Below are 15,899 nucleotides of genomic sequence, written 5' to 3'. Positions count from 1 at the left end.
TCTCGCCGCCCGGCAGGGGCGACGGGATGACAGCAGAGGAGACGCAGTGTCCGATACCAACGGCACGCGACGCGTCGTGATCACCGGGATCGGTGTGGTCGCCCCGGGAGGCGTGGGCACCAAGGCGTACTGGGAGATGCTCACGGCGGGGCGCACCGCGACTCGCACCATCTCCTCCTTCGACGCCTCGCAGTTCCGCTCCCGGGTCGCGGCCGAGTGCGACTTCGACCCGGTCGCGGCGGGCCTGAGCCAGTTGCAGATCCGCAAATGGGACCGGACCACGCAGTTCGCCTACACGGCCGCGAAGGAAGCGCTGGAGGACAGCGGCACGATCGGGGAGCTGGACCCGGCCCGTACGGGCGTGATGATGGGCACCGCGTGCGGCATGACCATCAGCCTGGACCGCGAATACGCCGTGGTCAGCGACGAGGGGCGGCTCTGGCAGGTCGACGACGCGCACGGGGTCCCGTATCTGTACGACTACTTCATCCCCTCCTCCATGGCCAAGGAGATCGCCTGGCTCGCGGAGGCCGAGGGGCCGGTCGGCGTGGTCTCGACGGGCTGCACCTCCGGCATCGACGTGATCAGCCACGCGGTGGACCTGATCCGCGACGGCGAGGCGGATGTGATGGTCGCGGGGGCCGCCGACGCCGCGATCTCGCCGATCACCGTGGCCTGCTTCGACGCGATCAAGGCGACGACGCCCCGCAACGACGAGCCGGAGACCGCCTCCCGCCCCTTCGACCGCACCCGCAACGGGTTCGCGCTCGGCGAGGGCTCGGCCGTCTTCGTGCTGGAGGAGCTCTCGCACGCCCGGCGGCGCGGCGCCCACATCTACGCCGAGGTCGCCGGGTACGCCTCCCGGTGCAACGCGTACAGCATGACCGGGCTCCGGTCGGACGGGAAGGAGATGGCCGAGGCGATCCGCGCCGCGCTGGACCACGCGCGGATCGACGCGTCGGCCATCGACTACGTCAACGCCCACGGCTCGGCGACCAAGCAGAACGACCGCCATGAGACGGCGGCGTTCAAGCGGAGCCTGGGGGCGCACGCCTACACCACACCCATCAGCTCCATCAAGTCGATGATCGGCCACTCCCTGGGGGCGATCTGCTCGCTGGAGGTCGCGGCGTGCGCGCTGGCCATCGAGCACTCGCTGATACCGCCCACCGCCAACCTCCACGAACCCGACCCGGAGTGCGACCTGGACTATGTCCCGCTGGTGGCACGGGAGTTGCCGGTATCCACCGTGCTCTCGGTGGCCAGCGGGTTCGGTGGGTTCCAGAGCGCCATCGTGGTCACCAAGCCGGGGAGGACGATATGAGCGGCTCTACCGCACCCGCGCTCTCGTCGGCGCCCCGCACGGCGGACACCGCGCTCCCCGTCGTCACCGGCATCGGCGTGATCGCCCCCAACGGGCTGGGCGTCGAGCCCTATTGGGCGGCGACGCTGCGCGGGGAGAGCGGCATCGCGCGGGTCACCCGGTTCGATCCGAGCGGCTACGCCTGCTCGCTCGCGGGCGAGATCAAGGATTTCGTGCCGCAGGACCATCTGCCCGGACGGCTGCTGCCGCAGACGGACCATATGACCCGGCTCGCGCTGGTCGCCGCCGACGAGGCGCTGGCCGACGCGGGCGCCGACCCCAAGCGGATGCCCGAGTACGCGGCGGGCGTGGTGACCGCGGCGTCGGCGGGCGGCTTCGAGTTCGGCCAGCGCGAGCTGGAGGCTTTGTGGAGCAAGGGCGGCTCGTACGTCAGCGCGTACCAGTCGTTCGCCTGGTTCTACCCCGTCAACTCGGGGCAGGTGTCGATCCGGCACGGCATGCGCGGACCGGGCGGCGCCCTGGTGGCCGAGCAGGCCGGCGGCCTGGACGCCGTCGCCAAGGCCCGGCGGCATGTGCGTACGGGAACGCCGCTGATGCTGACCGGCGGCGTGGACGGCGCGCTGTGCCCCTGGGGGTGGCTGTGCGCGAGCCGCTCCGGGCGGCTGAGCCCGCACACCGATCCGCGCCGGGCGTACCTGCCGTTCACCGCCGATGCCACGGGCTATGTGCCCGGCGAGGGCGGTGCGCTGCTGGTGCTGGAGGACGCGAAGGCCGCGGCCGACCGGGGCGCGCGCGAGTACGGGCGGATCGCCGGGTACGCCGCGACCTTCGACCCCCGCCCCGGCTCGGGGCGCGAGCCCGGGTTGCGCAGGGCCATCCACCTCGCGCTGGCCGACGCGCGGCTGTCACCGGACGCCGTGGACGTGGTCTTCGCCGACGCCATGGGCGTCGGGGAGCTGGACGCCGCGGAGGCGGCGGCGCTGACCGCCGTGTTCGGCCCGTACGGCGTGCCGGTGACGGCGCCCAAGACGATGACCGGCCGGCTGCTGGCGGGCGGCGCCCCGCTGGATGTGGCGACGGCGCTGTTGTCGCTGCGGGACCAGGTGATCCCGCCCACCGCGCACATCGACGGGGCCGTCGCCCCCCTCGACCTGGTGACCGGCTCGGCCCGCGAGGCGGAGCTGGGCTGCGCGCTGGTTCTCGCGCGCGGCCACGGCGGGTTCAACTCGGCGCTGGTGGTACGCCGCCCGGCGTGAGGAACGCCCTCGCCGCGATGGTCCGGCCCGGCCCGGCCCGCCGCCCGTACACCACGGAAATCTTCTACCGCTCACGATGAAAGGACCCCCCATGCCCACCATGCTCACGGTCGGTGACCTCCTCGTTCTGCTGCGCGAGTGCGCCGGTGAGGAGGAGTCGGTCGATCTGGAGGGGGACATCCTGGATGTCCCGTTCGAAGATCTCGGCTATGACTCGCTGGCCCTGCTCAACACCGTGGGTCGCATCGAGCGCGACCGCTCCGTCCGGCTCGGGGACGACACGGTGGAGAAGGCGCTGACGCCCCGTGACCTGATCGACATGACCAACACGGCGCTCACCGCCGGGCGGCCCGCGTCCGCCGCCGACTCCGCCGACGGCAAGGTGTGAGGGGTCCACGACATGTGCGGAATCACGGGCTGGATCGATTTCGGCAAGGATCTCACTCGGGAACGCGCCACGGCCCAGGCGATGACCGACACCATGGCCTGCCGGGGCCCGGACGCCGAGGGGCTGTGGCTCGGCGCGCACGCGGCGCTCGGCCACCGCAGGCTCGCGGTCATCGATCCGGCGGGCGGCGGGCAGCCGATGTCCGCCGACACCGGGGCCGGCTCCGCCGCGGTGATCACATTCAGCGGCGAGATCTACAACTTCCAGGAGCTGCGCGCCGAGCTCCTCTCGTACGGGCACCGCTTCCGTACCCGGTGCGACACCGAGGTCGTGCTGCGCGCCTATGTGCAGTGGGGCGCGGCGCTCGTCGACCGGCTCAACGGCATGTACGCGTTCGGCATCTGGGACGAGGCGCGCCAGGAACTGCTGCTGGTGCGCGACCGGATGGGCGTCAAGCCGCTCTACTACTACCCCACCGCGCGCGGGGTGCTGTTCGGCTCGGAGCCCAAGGCGGTGCTGGCCAATCCGCTGGTGCCCCGGCGGGTGACGGCCACCGGTCTGTGCGAGGTGCTGGACATGGTGAAGACGCCCGGGGAGGCCGTCTTCGCCGGGCTGCGGGAGGTGCGCCCCGGCGAGCTCGTACGGGTCACCCGGTCCGGCACCGCGGCGAAGCGGTACTGGTCGCTCCGGGCCCAGGAGCACACCGACGATCTGCCGACCACCATCGCCACGGTGCGCGAGCTGCTGGAGGACATCGTCTCGCGCCAGCTGGTGTCCGATGTGCCGTTGTGCGGTCTGCTCTCGGGCGGCCTGGACTCCTCGGCCGTGACGGCGCTCGCGGCGCGCTCGCGTGCCGCGTCCGGCGGTGGCGCGGTGCGCAGTTTCTCCGTCGACTTCACCGGCGCGGACGCGGCGTTCGAGCCCGATGCCGTACGGGCGTCGCCGGACGCCCCGTACATCCGGGAGATGGTCCGGCATGTGGCGGGCGAGCACACCGAGGTCCTGCTCGGCAGCGAGGAGCTGAGCAGCCCGGCCGTACGGGCGGCCGTGCTGAGGGCCACCGATCTGCCGCCGGTGTACTGGGGCGACATGTGGCCCTCCCTCTACCTCTTCTTCCAGCGGGTGCGGCGGCACTGCACGGTGGCGCTGTCCGGGGAGTCGGCCGACGAACTGTTCGGCGGCTACCAGTGGTTCCACCGCCCGGCGGCCGTCAACGCCGACACCTTTCCCTGGCTGACGTCGGGCTCGGCCCGCTACTTCGGCGGCAAGTCGCTGCTCGACCCGCGGCTGCTGGAGAAGCTCGACCTGCCCGGGTACCGGCGGGCGCGCTATCAGGAGGCGCTCGACGAGGTGCCGGAGCTGCCCGGTGAGGACCTCGGGGAGCGGCGGATGCGCGAGGTGACGTATCTGAACCTGACCCGGTTCGTACAGACTCTCCTGGACCGCAAGGACCGGATGAGCATGGCCACCGGGCTGGAGGTCCGCGTGCCGTTCTGCGACCACCGGCTGGTGGAGTACGTCTTCAACGTGCCGTGGGCCATGAAGAGTTTCGACGGCCGGGAGAAGAGCCTGCTGCGGGCAGCGGTCCGCGATCTGCTGCCGCGGTCCGTGCTCGACCGGGTCAAGACGCCGTACCCCGCCACCCAGGACCCGGGATACGAGCGGCTGCTGCGGCGGGAGCTCGCCGCCGTGCTGGCCGACCGCAACGCCCCGGTACGGGACCTGCTGGACCTGGAGCGCGCGCGGGCGACGGCCGGGCGGTCCGTCGGGGCGGTCAGCCGCCCGTACGACCGCGGCAGCCTGGAGCTGGTGCTGTGGCTGAACGCGTGGCTGACCTCCTACGGCATCACCCTCGAACTGTGAGCCCGCGCGAGGAGCCCGGCGGGTGCGAGGGGGCCCGCCGGGCCGACGTGTGCATCGTCGGCGCGGGGCCCGCCGGGCTGACCCTGGCGCTGCTCATGGTCCGGTCCGGGGCGCGGGTCGTCGTGGTCGAGCGCAGCCGGTCGCTGGACCGGGCCTACCGGGGGGAGATCCTCCAGCCCGGCGGGCAGCGGCTGCTGCACTCCCTGGGGGTGCTGGCGGGGGCCCGGCGGCGGGGCTGCCACGAGCACGGCGGCTTCCGGCTGGAGGAGCGCGGGAAGGTCCTCATCGACGGGGACTACCGGCGACTGGCGGGCCCGTTCAACTGCCTGCTGAGCATCCCGCAGCGCCATATCCTGGCGGAGCTGCTGGAGCGCTGCCGCGCGTACCCGGGCTTCGCATACGTCGAAGGGGCCAAGGTCACCGGGCTGCTGGAGGAGGGCGGCGCGGTGCGCGGCGTGACCTGCCGGGCCGCCGGGGGACGGCCGCCGGTGGAGGTGCGGGCGCTGTGCGTGGTCGGCGCGGACGGCCGCTTCTCGACCGTGCGCCGGCTGGCCGGCATCGTCCATGACCGGCTGGACCTCTTCGACCAGGACGTGCTGTGGTTCCGGCTCGCGGAGCCGGCGCTGGAGAACGTCCGCATCTTCCGGGCCGGCGGAAGCCCGCTCCTCGCCTATACGTCCTTCCCCGACAGCGTGCAGCTGGGCTGGACGCTGCCGCACGGGGGGTATCCGGCGATGGCGAGCCAAGGCTTCGCGCATGTGAAGGACCAGCTCCGGCGCGCGGTGCCGCACTACGCGGACGCCATAGACGCTCAGGTGCGCGGCTTCGGGGACCTCTCGCTGCTGGACGTCTTCGCCGGGAGCGTACGGCAGTGGGCGCGGGACGGGCTGCTGCTGATCGGCGACAGCGCGCACACCCACAGCCCCATCGGCGCGCAGGGCATCAACCTCGCCATCCAGGACGCGGTGGCCGCGCACCCGGTGCTGTGCGAGGGCGTCCGGCGCGGGGAGGTGAGCGAGGCGCTGCTGGCGCCGTTCGCCGCGGAACGGGGGCGCGAGGTAAAGAACATGACGCGCATTCAGGTCATGCAGAGCCGGATGATGCTCTCGCGGGGGCGTGTCTCCTCGCTGGTGCGGCCCAGGGCCGCGGCCCTGGTCTCCCGCACGCCGGCCTACCGGTCGCTGCTGCGGCGGATCGCGTTCGGCGACGAGGCCATCGAGGTCCGCTCCGATCTGTTCACCGAGGACGAGTCCACGGCCGCTTGAACGGCGCGCCCGCTGCGGCTGACCGGATACGGCGAACCCCACCGCTCGCTTGCCAGCGGTGGGGTTCGCCGTATGCCGTGCGGCCGGCCACCGCACGGCGGTGGGGTCCGCCGTGCGGTCCGGGCCGCCGGTTACCGCACGGTGCTCTCGAACATGTGGAGGTAGGAGTTGACGGGGGTGACGGCGTCGAGCCGGAGGCCGGCCTGGCGGATGAGCTCCCTCAGCCCCTGCTCGGTGTGTTTCTTCCCGCCGACGTTGAGCAGCAGCATCAGGTCCATGGCCGTGGTGAAGCGGGCCTCGGGGCTGCCGTCCACCAGGTTCTCGATGACGACGACGCGGGCGCCGGGGCGGGCCGCGGCGGCGGCGTTGCGCAGGGTGCGCACGGTGCTCTCGTCGTCCCATTCCAGGATGTTCTTCAGGAGGTAGACGTCGGCGGAGACCGGGATCTCCTGGCGGCAGTCGCCGCCCACCAGCCGTGCGCGGTCGGCGAGTTCGCCGCCGGGGCGCAGCCGGGGGTCGGCCCCGGCGACGACGTCCGGGAGGTCGAAGAGCGTTCCGCGCAGCGCCGGGTGCCGCTCCAGGAGGGTGGCCAGCACGCGGCCCTGTCCCCCGGCGATGTCCACGATGCGCTCGGCGCCGTCGAGGCTCAGCACATCGGCGATGGCCCGCGCCGAGAGGATGCTGGACTGGGTCATCGCCTTGTCGAACACCTCGGACGACTCGCGCGCCTCGGCGGTGTGCAGGTAGTCGAAGAACTCGGTGCCGAACAGGCCGGCGAAGGCGCTCTTGCCCGTACGGACGGCCTCGTCGAGGTGCGGCCACAACTCCCAGGTCCAGGGTTCGGTGGCCCACAGGCAGGTGTAGCGCAGGCTGCGCGGGGCGTCCTCGCGCAGCAGCCGCGAGGTGTCGGTGTGCGCGAAGCGCCCGTCGGGGAGTTCGGCGCCGATGCCGTGGGAGGCGAGGGCGCGCAACAGCCTGGCCAGCGCCTCGGGCTGGGCGTTCACGGCCGCGGCGAGGTGCTCGGCGGTGGCGGGCTCGTCGCCGAGCTCGTCCATGACGCCGAGGCGTGCCGCCGCGCGGACGGCGGCGGCACAGGCGGCGCTGAGGGCGAGTTCGCGCAGCTGGGTCACTGCGGGCGGTATGGCCGTGGGCGAAGCGTCGGTCACGGTGAGGACCCTTCCGTTCGGTGCGGAGATGCGGAGATGCGGAGGTGCGGAGATGCGGAGGTACTGCGGGCAGCGCTGGACGAAGGACCTAGCGCGCCGGTGTCCCGTGCGTGGTGACCAGGGCGAAGGGCGCCGGTTCGGCGGTGGCCAGCGCCATGACCGGGCGGACGGCCCGCTGGAACCCCTCGGTGCGCGCGGCGCGCTGGTGGGAGTCGGCGTCGTCCCACTCCGCCACTTCCACATAGACCGCGGCGTCCTTCGCGGAGTGGTAGAGCCGGTGGGAGCGGAAGCCCGGCTGCTGGGTCATGTGCTCGGTGATCTCGGCGATCCGGGCCTCGAATTCGGCGGTGTCGCCGCCGACGGTGAAGCGGTTGATGAAGGTGAACATGGCGCGTCGTCCTCTCCGTGCGTACTCGTTGATGGGTGCGGGGCGTACTCGCTGATGGATGCGGGGTACTCGCTGACGCGTACGGGGCGTACTCGCTGACGCGTACGGGCTGATGCGTACGGGCTGATGCGTATGGGCTGATGCGTGCAGGGCCGTCGTGGTGCCGCCTTACGCCGGCCGGCGGCCCGCGAGGGCCTGTTCGCGCAGGTCACGGCGTTGGACCTTGCCCGTGGGCGAGCGCGGTATCCGCTCCACCACGTCCAGGTACCGGATGTGCGCGTAGTAGGGAAGCCGGCCGTTGACCTCCCGCACGATGGCGTCGACGTCGACTCCGGCGGCGTCGCCCGCCGCTCCGCCGCGCGGCACGATCCAGGCGTGCGCGACGGCCCCGCTGGTCTCCTCGGGGTGGTCGAAGACCACGCAGTCGGCGACCTCGGGGCTGCGCAGCAGGACGCTCTCGATCTCCAGCGGCGACACCAGCCAGTTGTCGCACTTGAAGACGTCCTTGATCCGGTCGACGACGAACAGCCGCCCCTCCCCGTCCGCGTAGCCGATGTCCCCGGTGGAGAACCAGCCGTCTGCGTCGACGGCGCCGGGTGCGCCGGCGGCCGGGCCGAGGTACCCCTTCATCAGCTGCGGGCCGCGGACCTGTATCTCGCCGCGGGTGTCGGTGGGCAGCACGGCGCGGGTCTCCGGGTCGACGATGCGGCATTCGGCGCCGGGTACGGGCGGCCCGCAGGACCCGGCGACGGGCCGGTCCAGGGTGTCGAAGTGGGTGGACGGGGAGGTCTCGGCGAGCCCGTACCCCTGGCCGACCGGTACGCCGAAGTGCGCGCTCAGCACCGAGCCGGTGCGGCCGGGCAGCGCCGAGCCCCCGGAGAGCACGGCCCGGAGGGTGGGCACGGTCAGTTCCGGCAGCCGGGGGTGGGCGGCCAGCCGGGCGAGGCGGACGGGCAGGCTGTAGTAGTGGGTGGCGCCGTGCCGGGCGGCGGTGCGGACCACGTGTTCGCTGTCGTCCTCGGGGCACAGCACATGGGTGGCGGCGACGGCCACGGCGATGTTCAGGTGCATCAGGTGGAACGACGGCAGGTTGTTGAGCAGCACGGAGTCCGGGGTCAGCCGGTGGACGTGCGCGGTCTGGGCGGCGTTGACGGTCAGATTGCGGTGGGTGAGCATGACGGTCTTCGGGGCGCCGGTGGTGCCGCTGGTGAACTGGAGGTTCGCCACGGAACCGGCGTCGTGCTCGGCCGCGGGCGGCCCCGCCGGGGCGTCGCAGATCAGTTCGTCGAGCGTCGGCACCCCGGCGGTGCCGTCCGTGCCCGGTGCGTCCCGGTGGGTGAGCACCACGGTCCGCAGGGCGGGCAGGCGGGGCCGTACCGCTTCGATCAGCGGGTGCATCGCGGGCGGGACGATCACCGCCTGTGCGCCGGAGGACGCCAGGACGTGTTCCAGGCGCTCCTCGCGCAGCAGCGGGTTGAAGATGGCGCTGATGTTCTGTGCCCGGGCGAGGCCGAAGTAGGCGACGGCGAACGGCAGATCGAGCACCGCCGCGACGCCCACCACGGTGTCGGGGCCGCCGACCGCGGCGCGCAGCGCGGCGGCGCAGCGGCTCACGCGCTCGTCGAGGGCGGCGTAGGTCAGCTCCCCCGACGGGCCGCTCAGCGCGAGCCGTCCGGGGGCGCGGGCCGCGGCGCGCCGCAGCAGATCGTCGATCCGGGGGCCGCCAAGCAGTTCGCCGATCGTCTCCAGCGGGGCGCCGGCGGCGGTGCTGTCGCGGGCGGCGGTGCTGTCGCGGGCGGCGATGCTGTCACCAGGGGCGGTGCTGTCGCGGGCGGGCAGGGGTCGGGGCGTGGCCATGGAGGTGGGCCCTTCCTTGGGTGGCGGCTGGTGAAGGGCTCGGCTCACCGGCCGCTCCGCAGGTCGTCCCGCTCGACCTTGCGGTGCTTGACCAGCAGGTTCCCGTCCTGACGTACCAGCAGGTCATCGCAGGAGCAGCTCAGGTGGACGGCCGCCTGGCCGCCGCGCGGGGTGCTCAGGATGAGGGCGTAGGTCTGGGCCCGTACGGTGCCGTCGGCCAGCTCGTCGACCTGGAGCATGCCCAGCCAGTGGCGGCGCTGGATGCCCTGCTCGGCGAGTTGGTCCGCGGCCTTGCGGGCTCCGGCGGCGATTTCGGCGCGGCCGGTGGAGGGCTGGGGGTGCGCGTTGGCGGTGAACACGCCGTCCTCGGTGAAGGTCCGGGCCCAGTCCGTGACCCGCGCCTCGTCGAGATACCGCATCTGGCGCCCGTAGAAGTGCTGGACCTCCTGGTAGAGCGCCGTTTCCCGGCCGGTGTCGGTCGGCCGCTGCGAAGGCGACATGCTCTCTCCCTCTGTCTCGGGTTCGTCTCTCGGGTCTTGCCTCTCGGGCTCTGTCTCCCGACGGGTTCGGCCGCGTCCGGTGCTGCGCCGCGGCCGTCCGGCGAGCGTGGCAGCCGGTCTTCGAACGGTTTTGGAGGCGGGGTCGGACGGCGGGCGGCGGCGTCGGCACCACCGGCGTTCGGCTCAGCCTCGAAGAGCGCTGTGCACCCTGAGCCGCACAGGCAACGCGCGACACGATGGAGGAACGGTCATGAGCAGCACGGGTGTGCCCCGAACCGCCCTGGTCACGGGCGGAACCAGTGGTATCGGCCTCGCCGTGGCGAGGACGCTCGCCGAGCGCGGTGTGCGGGTGTTCCTCTGCGCGCGGAGCGCCGAGAACGTGGCGGCGGTCGTCAAGGAGCTGCGCGCCGAGGGGCTCGACGTGGACGGCCGCGAGGGGGACGTGCGGTCGCCGGAGTCGGTGCGGCAGGTGGTGCGCGCGGCCGTCGACCGGTACGGGCCGCTGACCGTGCTGGTCAACAACGCGGGGCGCAGTGGCGGCGGGCCGACGGCACGGATCAGCGACGAGCTGTGGCACGACGTGATCGACACCAACCTCAACAGCGTCTTCCTGGTGACGCGCGAGGCGCTGACGACCGGCGGTCTGGAGGGCACGGAGGGCGGGCGCATCATCAGCATCGCCTCGACGGGCGGCAAGCAGGGGGTGCCGCTGGGCGCGCCGTACTCGGCGTCCAAGAGCGGCGTGATCGGCTTCACCAAGGCACTGGCCAAGGAGCTGGCCCCGACGGGCGTCACCGTCAACGCGGTGTGCCCGGGCTATGTCGAGACGCCCATGGCGGTGCGGGTCCGCCAGGCGTACGCGGCGACCTGGGAGACCACCGAGGACGACGTGCTGAGCCGCTTCAACGAAAAGATTCCGATGGGGCGCTACTCCACTCCGCGGGAGGTGGCGGGGCTGGTCGGCTACCTGGTGACCGAGGAGGCCGCGTCCATCACCGCGCAGGCTCTCAACGTCTGCGGCGGGCTGGGGAGTTACTGAAACCCGCTCGCCCTGCCCGCACCCCCTCGATGAGAAGGAAGGCTGCTCCATGACCTCGTACGGACGCCATCGCACCGTGCACGAGATCGACATCGACGCTCCGGCCGACCGGGTGTACGCGATCATCGCGGACGCCGCGGCGTGGCCGGGGCGGTTCGCGCCCACCGTCCATGTCGAGCGCGAGGCGCTCGGCCCCGCCGGTGAGCGGCTGCGGATCTGGGCCACCGCCAACGGCGAGGTGAAGCACTGGACTTCGCGCCGGGAGCTGGACGCGGCGGCACGGCGCGTGCGGTTCCGGCAGGAGGTGTGCTCGCCGCCGGTCGCCGCCATGGGCGGCGAGTGGGTGGTCGAGGAGCGGCCCGGCGGTGCGGCGCGGCTGGTGCTGCACCATGACTTCGAAGCCGTCGACGACGACGCCGGGCGAGTGGACTGGATCGGGACGGCGACCGACCGCAACAGCCGGACCGAGCTGGCCAACATCAAGGAACTGGCGGAGAGTTGGCAGGACCGCTCGGAGCTGGTCTTCTCCTTCGACGACTCGGTGGTGATCGACGGCCCGGCCGGCGTCGCGTACGACTTCCTCCACCAGGCCGCGAAGTGGCCGGACCGGCTGCCGCACGTCTCGCGGATGGAGTTGACCGAACCGGTGGCCAACGTCCAGGCGATGACGATGGTCACCCGCGCCGGCAACGGCTCGGAGCACACCACCGAGTCGGTGCGCGTCTGCTTCCCCGGCGACCGCATCGTCTACAAACAGCTCGTCACCCCGCCCTTGATGGCGGCGCACACCGGCACCTGGCTGCTGGAGGACGTCGCCGGCGGCCTGCGGGTGACGTCCCGTCACACCATCGCGCTCAACGCGTCGGCGATCCCGGCCGTGCTGGGCGAGGAGGCGACCCCGGCGTCCGCGCGGGCTTATGTCCGGGCGGCCGTCGGCGGCAACAGCGCCGCGACCCTCGCGCACGCCAAGCGGTTCACGGAGTCGGCCCATGCGGAGTGAGGGGCCGGGCCCGGCCGCCGACGACGTCGAGGTGCTGGTCGTCGGCGGCGGCCCGGCGGGGCTGACCGTCGCGCACGAACTCGCCCGGCGGGGCGTGCGGTTGCGTGTGGTGGACCGGGCGCCGGGGCCGGCGACCACCAGCCGCGCGCTGGCCACGCATCCGCGCACCATGGAGGTCTGCCACCAGATGGGGGTGGCCGACGCGCTGCTCGCGCGCGGGCAGCGCGTCGAGCACTTCACGCTGCACATGAGGGGCCGGCCCCTCATCCGGTTCGACACCAACTACGCGCGGCTTCCCACCAGATACCCGTACACGCTGATGGTGGATCAGGTGCTGACGGAGGAGGTGCTCCGGGACGGCCTGCGGCGGCTCGGCGTCGAGGTCGAGTGGGGCGTGGAGCTGGTGGACTTCACGCCGGGGCCGCGGCGGGTCACGGCCCGGCTGCGGAGCACGGGCGCGCAGGCGGCGGCGGAGGAGGTCGCCGCGGGGTGGCTGGTGGGCGCGGACGGTTCGCGCAGCACCGTACGCGAGCGGCTCGGGCTGCGGCTGCACGGCGGCGCGGCCCGCAACTGGCTCAACGCCGACGTGGTGCTGGACGCCCCGCTCCCCCGTGACTCCAACCACCTGCTGCACACCGGGCAGGGCACACTCCTGCTGGTCCCGTTCCCCGCGCCGGGCAAGTGGCGGATCGTGGACACGCAGGACATCGGGGACGCGGACGACCCGGAGGCGGTACAGGCCCGGCTGAGCCGCAAGCTGGAGCGGGCGCTCGGGCGGCCGGTCGCGGTGTCGGCGCCCACCTGGATCTCGGTGTTCCGGGTGCAGCAGCGCATGATCACGGCCATGCGGTCCGGGCGCTGCTTCGTGGCCGGGGACGCGGCGCACGTGCACAGCCCGGCGTCCGGCCAGGGCATGAACACCGGCATCCAGGACGCGTACAACCTGGCCTGGAAGCTGGCCGACGTGGTGCGGGGGCACGCCCGGGACGCGCTGCTCGACACCTACCCGGCGGAGCGGCTGCCGGTGGGCGGCCGGTTGCTGGGATCGACGAAGAAGGCCACGGCGCTCGTGGCGCTGCGCAATGTCGCCGCTCCCGTACTGATGCCCGTGGGGCTGTCCGCGCTCAAGGCGCTGCGGCCCGTGAAGCGGCGCGTCGAGCACCGGATGATGGCGGGCATGTCCGGCCTCGCCCTGCATTACGAGGACGGCCCGCTGGCCCCGCGGCCGGCGCCGGACGCCGCTGCCGGCGTCCGGCCGGGGCACCGGGTGGGGTGCTCGGCCGACGAGGAGAAGCGGCACCCCGGCTGGCGGGCGCTGTGCGAGGAGCTCACCGATCCGCGCTGGACGCTGCTGCTGTTCGGCGGCGACGGGGAACGGTGCGCGGCGCGGGTGGACGGGGCGTACGGCGGGGCCGTGTCCGTACGCGTCGTCACGAGCGGATCCGCGGGCGGCGAGGGACCGTTCGCGCTGGCGGACCCGGATGGCGCGCTGGGCCGGGCGCTGGGTCCGGGCCCCGGTGCGTACGCGCTGATCAGGCCGGACGGCTATCTCGCGGACCGGGGCCCACTGGCCGGTTTCGCGGGCCTGGCGGCGGTGTTCGACGGCTTCCATCTGCTGCCCGGCGGCGCGAGCGCCGGCGCGTGACAGCCGCGGGCCGGGCGTCGGCCCCGTACGGAGAAGACGAAGGGAAGGGCCACAGATATGACTGCACAAGCCGAAAATGGCGCGAGCGGCGGCTCGTTGGCGCTGGTCACCGGGGCGACGAGCGGCGTCGGGCTGGCCGTCGCCCGGCGGCTCGCCGCCGCCGGGTGCGAGGTGCTGATGAATTACGCCCATGACGAGGAGCGGGCGCTGCGCGCCGAGAAGGAACTGGCCGAGGCCGGGGGCAGGGTGCGGCTGATGCGCGCGGACATCGGCACGCCGCTGGGGGTGGTGCGGCTGTTGGAGGAGATCCGGGGCGAGTACGGGCGGCTCGACGTGCTGGTGCACAGCGCCGGCTCGTTCCATCCGATGTCCACCGCCGCGCCCCGCGTCGAGGGGTGTGTGCGGGACGGGGCGGTGGCGCTCGGGCCGCTGGTGTACGGGGCCGGGCGGCTCGGCGACCTGCTGACGCCGGGCGCCGGGCGGCTGGTCGCGGTCTCCAGTACGGGCGCCCGTTCCGTGGTGCCGGGCTATGCGGGCCTGGGCATGGCCAAGGCGGCGCTGGAGTCCCTGGTGCGCTATCTGGCCGTGGAGCTGGCCGGGCGGGGCATCGCCGTCAACGCGGTGGCCGGGGGCAGGCTCGCGCCCGACGGCCCGGACCGGCTGCCGGCCGAGGCGCTGGCGCGGATCGTGGCGCGGACCCCGGTGGGCCGGCTGACCACCGCCGACGAGGTGGCGGACGTGGTGGCGCTGCTGTGCCGGCCGGAGGCGGCCGCGCTCCACGGCCAGGTGCTCACCGTGGACGGCGGGGCCGGTCTGCTGTGACGGAGACGGTGCGGCGGAACACGGCGAACGGGCCCGGCGCGGCGACGCGGTTCATCGATCTGTCCCAGGCGGTGGACGCCGGGCAGTGGGAGGTCGATCCGGTCAAGCACGAGATCATGAGTCCGGCCGAGGGCGGCCGGCACATGGCGGAGGGGATGCGGCGCCATCACGGTGTGGAGTTCGATCCGGCCGAGCTGCCCGGCGGCGAGCTGCTGTCGCTGGACACCCTGACACTCACGACGCATACCGGCACGCATGTCGACGCGCCGTCGCACTACGGGTCGAGCGCCGCGTACGGCACGCCGCGCCATATCGACCGGATGCCGCTGGACTGGTTCCACCGGCCGGGGTTCCGGCTGGATCTGCGGGGCGAGCCCGTCGGGGCGATCGGCGCGGACCGGGTGCGCCGGGCGCTGGACGAGGCCGGGAGCGCTCCCGGGCCGCTCGACATCGTGCTGCTGTACACCGGGGCGGACCGGCTGGCGGGCACGCCCGCGTTCTTCACGGACTTCGCGGGGCTCGACGCGGCGGCCACGCATCTGCTGCTGGATCTCGGGGTCCGGGTGATCGGCACCGACGCGTTCAGCCTGGACGCGCCCTTCGGACACATGATCGCGGAGTATCAGCGCACCGGGGACCGGGGCGTGCTGTGGCCGGCGCACTTCGTGGGGCGCGAGCGGGAGTACTGCCAGATCGAGCGGCTCGCCAACCTCGGCGCCCTGCCGGGGCCCACCGGCTTCATGGTGTCGTGCTTCCCGGTGAAGATCGCGGGAGCGGGGGCGGGCTGGACGCGGGCGGTCGCCACTGTCGAGGAGTGAGCGGTCGTCCGTCGGCGCCCGGTTCCGGGTAGCCGGGTCCGGCGGTACGGCCGGCCGCCGCGCGGTCTGGTGCAGGCGCGGCGGCGGGGGTGGAGTCGGGGCCCGGCCCGCACAGCGCGGCGGCCGATATGAGGCCCCGGCTCGGCCCGCAAGCGAGCCGGTCGAGCCGCCCAGCGGTGAAACCCCGGATTCTCCCTGGCGAGAATCCGGGGGTATCGGCATTTCGCCGCTGCCGGCTCGACGCCGCGCCGCATGGCCTCCCTGCGTCAGCGGCCGACGAGCGAGCGACTCACAGGTCTGGCCAGAGCGATGAGGCGAGTGGCGTCACCCGGCGAACGGCGCTGCGGCGGGGTGCCGGCGGCGCCGCGATGGGCGCGGCCTCCACGTCCGCCAACGCGGTGCCCAATCCACCGACTGCCGCCGCTTCGGAGCCCGGATCGCACGGCTACCGGGCCCCGGGGGGGGGGGGGGGGGGGGGGGGGGGGGGGGGGGCCCAAAAAGATGGGGGCAAGGGAGGGGTAGACCTCTCACAACGTGTCCCGACCGTCAGAGAGAGGGAAGAGGCGTC

The 15,899-nt window shown here is 73.4% G+C and carries 14 protein-coding genes; 10 read left to right on the top strand and 4 right to left on the bottom strand.

Annotated elements, in window-relative coordinates; translation table 11 throughout:
- Positions 1 to 46 precede the first annotated feature (46 nt).
- The 5 genes from AC07AB_RS32220 to AC07AB_RS32200 all read left to right on the top strand — a co-directional run bounded on the left by AC07AB_RS32220 (position 47) and on the right by AC07AB_RS32200 (position 6,096).
- Positions 47 to 1,324 carry a beta-ketoacyl-[acyl-carrier-protein] synthase family protein gene (locus AC07AB_RS32220; RefSeq protein ID WP_478574443.1) on the top strand — a complete coding sequence of 426 codons (1,278 nt, stop codon included), beginning with the start codon at positions 47 to 49 and terminating at the stop codon, positions 1,322 to 1,324.
- A complete protein-coding gene (locus AC07AB_RS32215) occupies positions 1,321 to 2,580 on the top strand; it encodes a ketosynthase chain-length factor (RefSeq protein ID WP_478574440.1) in 1,260 nt (419 codons plus the stop codon). Before AC07AB_RS32220 ends, AC07AB_RS32215 begins: the two co-directional genes overlap by 4 nt.
- Positions 2,581 to 2,671: 91 nt before the next feature.
- On the top strand, positions 2,672 to 2,968 hold the full coding sequence (locus AC07AB_RS32210; RefSeq protein WP_478574437.1) for an acyl carrier protein: 297 nt from the start codon (positions 2,672 to 2,674) through the stop codon (positions 2,966 to 2,968).
- Positions 2,969 to 2,980: 12 nt separating this feature from the next.
- Positions 2,981 to 4,831, top strand: coding sequence for an asparagine synthase (glutamine-hydrolyzing) (asnB, locus tag AC07AB_RS32205; protein WP_478574434.1), 1,851 nt, complete (start codon positions 2,981 to 2,983; stop codon positions 4,829 to 4,831).
- Complete coding sequence (locus tag AC07AB_RS32200) at positions 4,828 to 6,096, top strand: FAD-dependent monooxygenase (RefSeq protein WP_478574431.1); 1,269 nt, start codon at positions 4,828 to 4,830, stop codon at positions 6,094 to 6,096. The genes asnB and AC07AB_RS32200 overlap by 4 nt, the downstream gene beginning before the upstream one ends.
- A gap of 131 nt (positions 6,097 to 6,227) precedes the next feature.
- Here AC07AB_RS32200 and AC07AB_RS32195 read toward each other — a convergent pair whose 3' ends face one another.
- The 4 genes from AC07AB_RS32195 to AC07AB_RS32180 form a co-directional block, all read right to left on the bottom strand.
- Positions 6,228 to 7,262, bottom strand: a complete 1,035-nt coding sequence (locus tag AC07AB_RS32195) for a methyltransferase (protein ID WP_478574428.1) — start codon at positions 7,260 to 7,262, stop codon at positions 6,228 to 6,230.
- An 88-nt stretch (positions 7,263 to 7,350) separates the two neighbouring features.
- Entirely contained in the window at positions 7,351 to 7,650 is a 300-nt protein-coding gene (locus AC07AB_RS32190) for an antibiotic biosynthesis monooxygenase family protein (RefSeq protein ID WP_478574425.1), read from the bottom strand.
- A gap of 168 nt (positions 7,651 to 7,818) precedes the next feature.
- Positions 7,819 to 9,507, bottom strand: coding sequence for a class I adenylate-forming enzyme family protein (locus AC07AB_RS32185; RefSeq protein ID WP_478574422.1), 1,689 nt, complete (start codon positions 9,505 to 9,507; stop codon positions 7,819 to 7,821).
- Between the two features lie 44 nt (positions 9,508 to 9,551).
- Entirely contained in the window at positions 9,552 to 10,007 is a 456-nt protein-coding gene (locus tag AC07AB_RS32180) for a nuclear transport factor 2 family protein (RefSeq protein WP_478574419.1), read from the bottom strand.
- Between the two features lie 250 nt (positions 10,008 to 10,257).
- Between AC07AB_RS32180 and fabG the strand changes: the two genes are divergently transcribed.
- From fabG to AC07AB_RS32155, 5 genes are read left to right on the top strand one after another with little or no spacing between them, the layout of a single operon-like run.
- Positions 10,258 to 11,046, top strand: coding sequence for a 3-oxoacyl-ACP reductase FabG (gene fabG / locus AC07AB_RS32175; RefSeq protein ID WP_478574416.1), 789 nt, complete (start codon positions 10,258 to 10,260; stop codon positions 11,044 to 11,046).
- Positions 11,047 to 11,095: 49 nt separating this feature from the next.
- Positions 11,096 to 12,046 (top strand): aromatase/cyclase, encoded by a 951-nt coding sequence (locus tag AC07AB_RS32170; RefSeq protein ID WP_478574413.1) that lies wholly within the window; start codon positions 11,096 to 11,098, stop codon positions 12,044 to 12,046.
- The gene (locus tag AC07AB_RS32165) at positions 12,036 to 13,691 is read left to right on the top strand and encodes an FAD-dependent oxidoreductase (protein WP_478574410.1); all 1,656 of its coding nucleotides are present in this window, start codon (positions 12,036 to 12,038) and stop codon (positions 13,689 to 13,691) included. The genes AC07AB_RS32170 and AC07AB_RS32165 overlap by 11 nt, the downstream gene beginning before the upstream one ends.
- 57 nt (positions 13,692 to 13,748) lie before the next feature.
- Positions 13,749 to 14,513, top strand: coding sequence for an SDR family oxidoreductase (locus tag AC07AB_RS32160; RefSeq protein ID WP_478574407.1), 765 nt, complete (start codon positions 13,749 to 13,751; stop codon positions 14,511 to 14,513).
- Complete coding sequence (locus AC07AB_RS32155; RefSeq protein WP_478574404.1) at positions 14,510 to 15,331, top strand: cyclase family protein; 822 nt, start codon at positions 14,510 to 14,512, stop codon at positions 15,329 to 15,331. Before AC07AB_RS32160 ends, AC07AB_RS32155 begins: the two co-directional genes overlap by 4 nt.
- Positions 15,332 to 15,899: the final 568 nt, after the last annotated feature.

Source organism: Streptomyces sp. NPDC044033, assembly GCF_056434425.1.
Note: the sequence above shows the minus strand (reverse complement) of the source record. Positions and strands in the feature narration are given on the sequence as shown.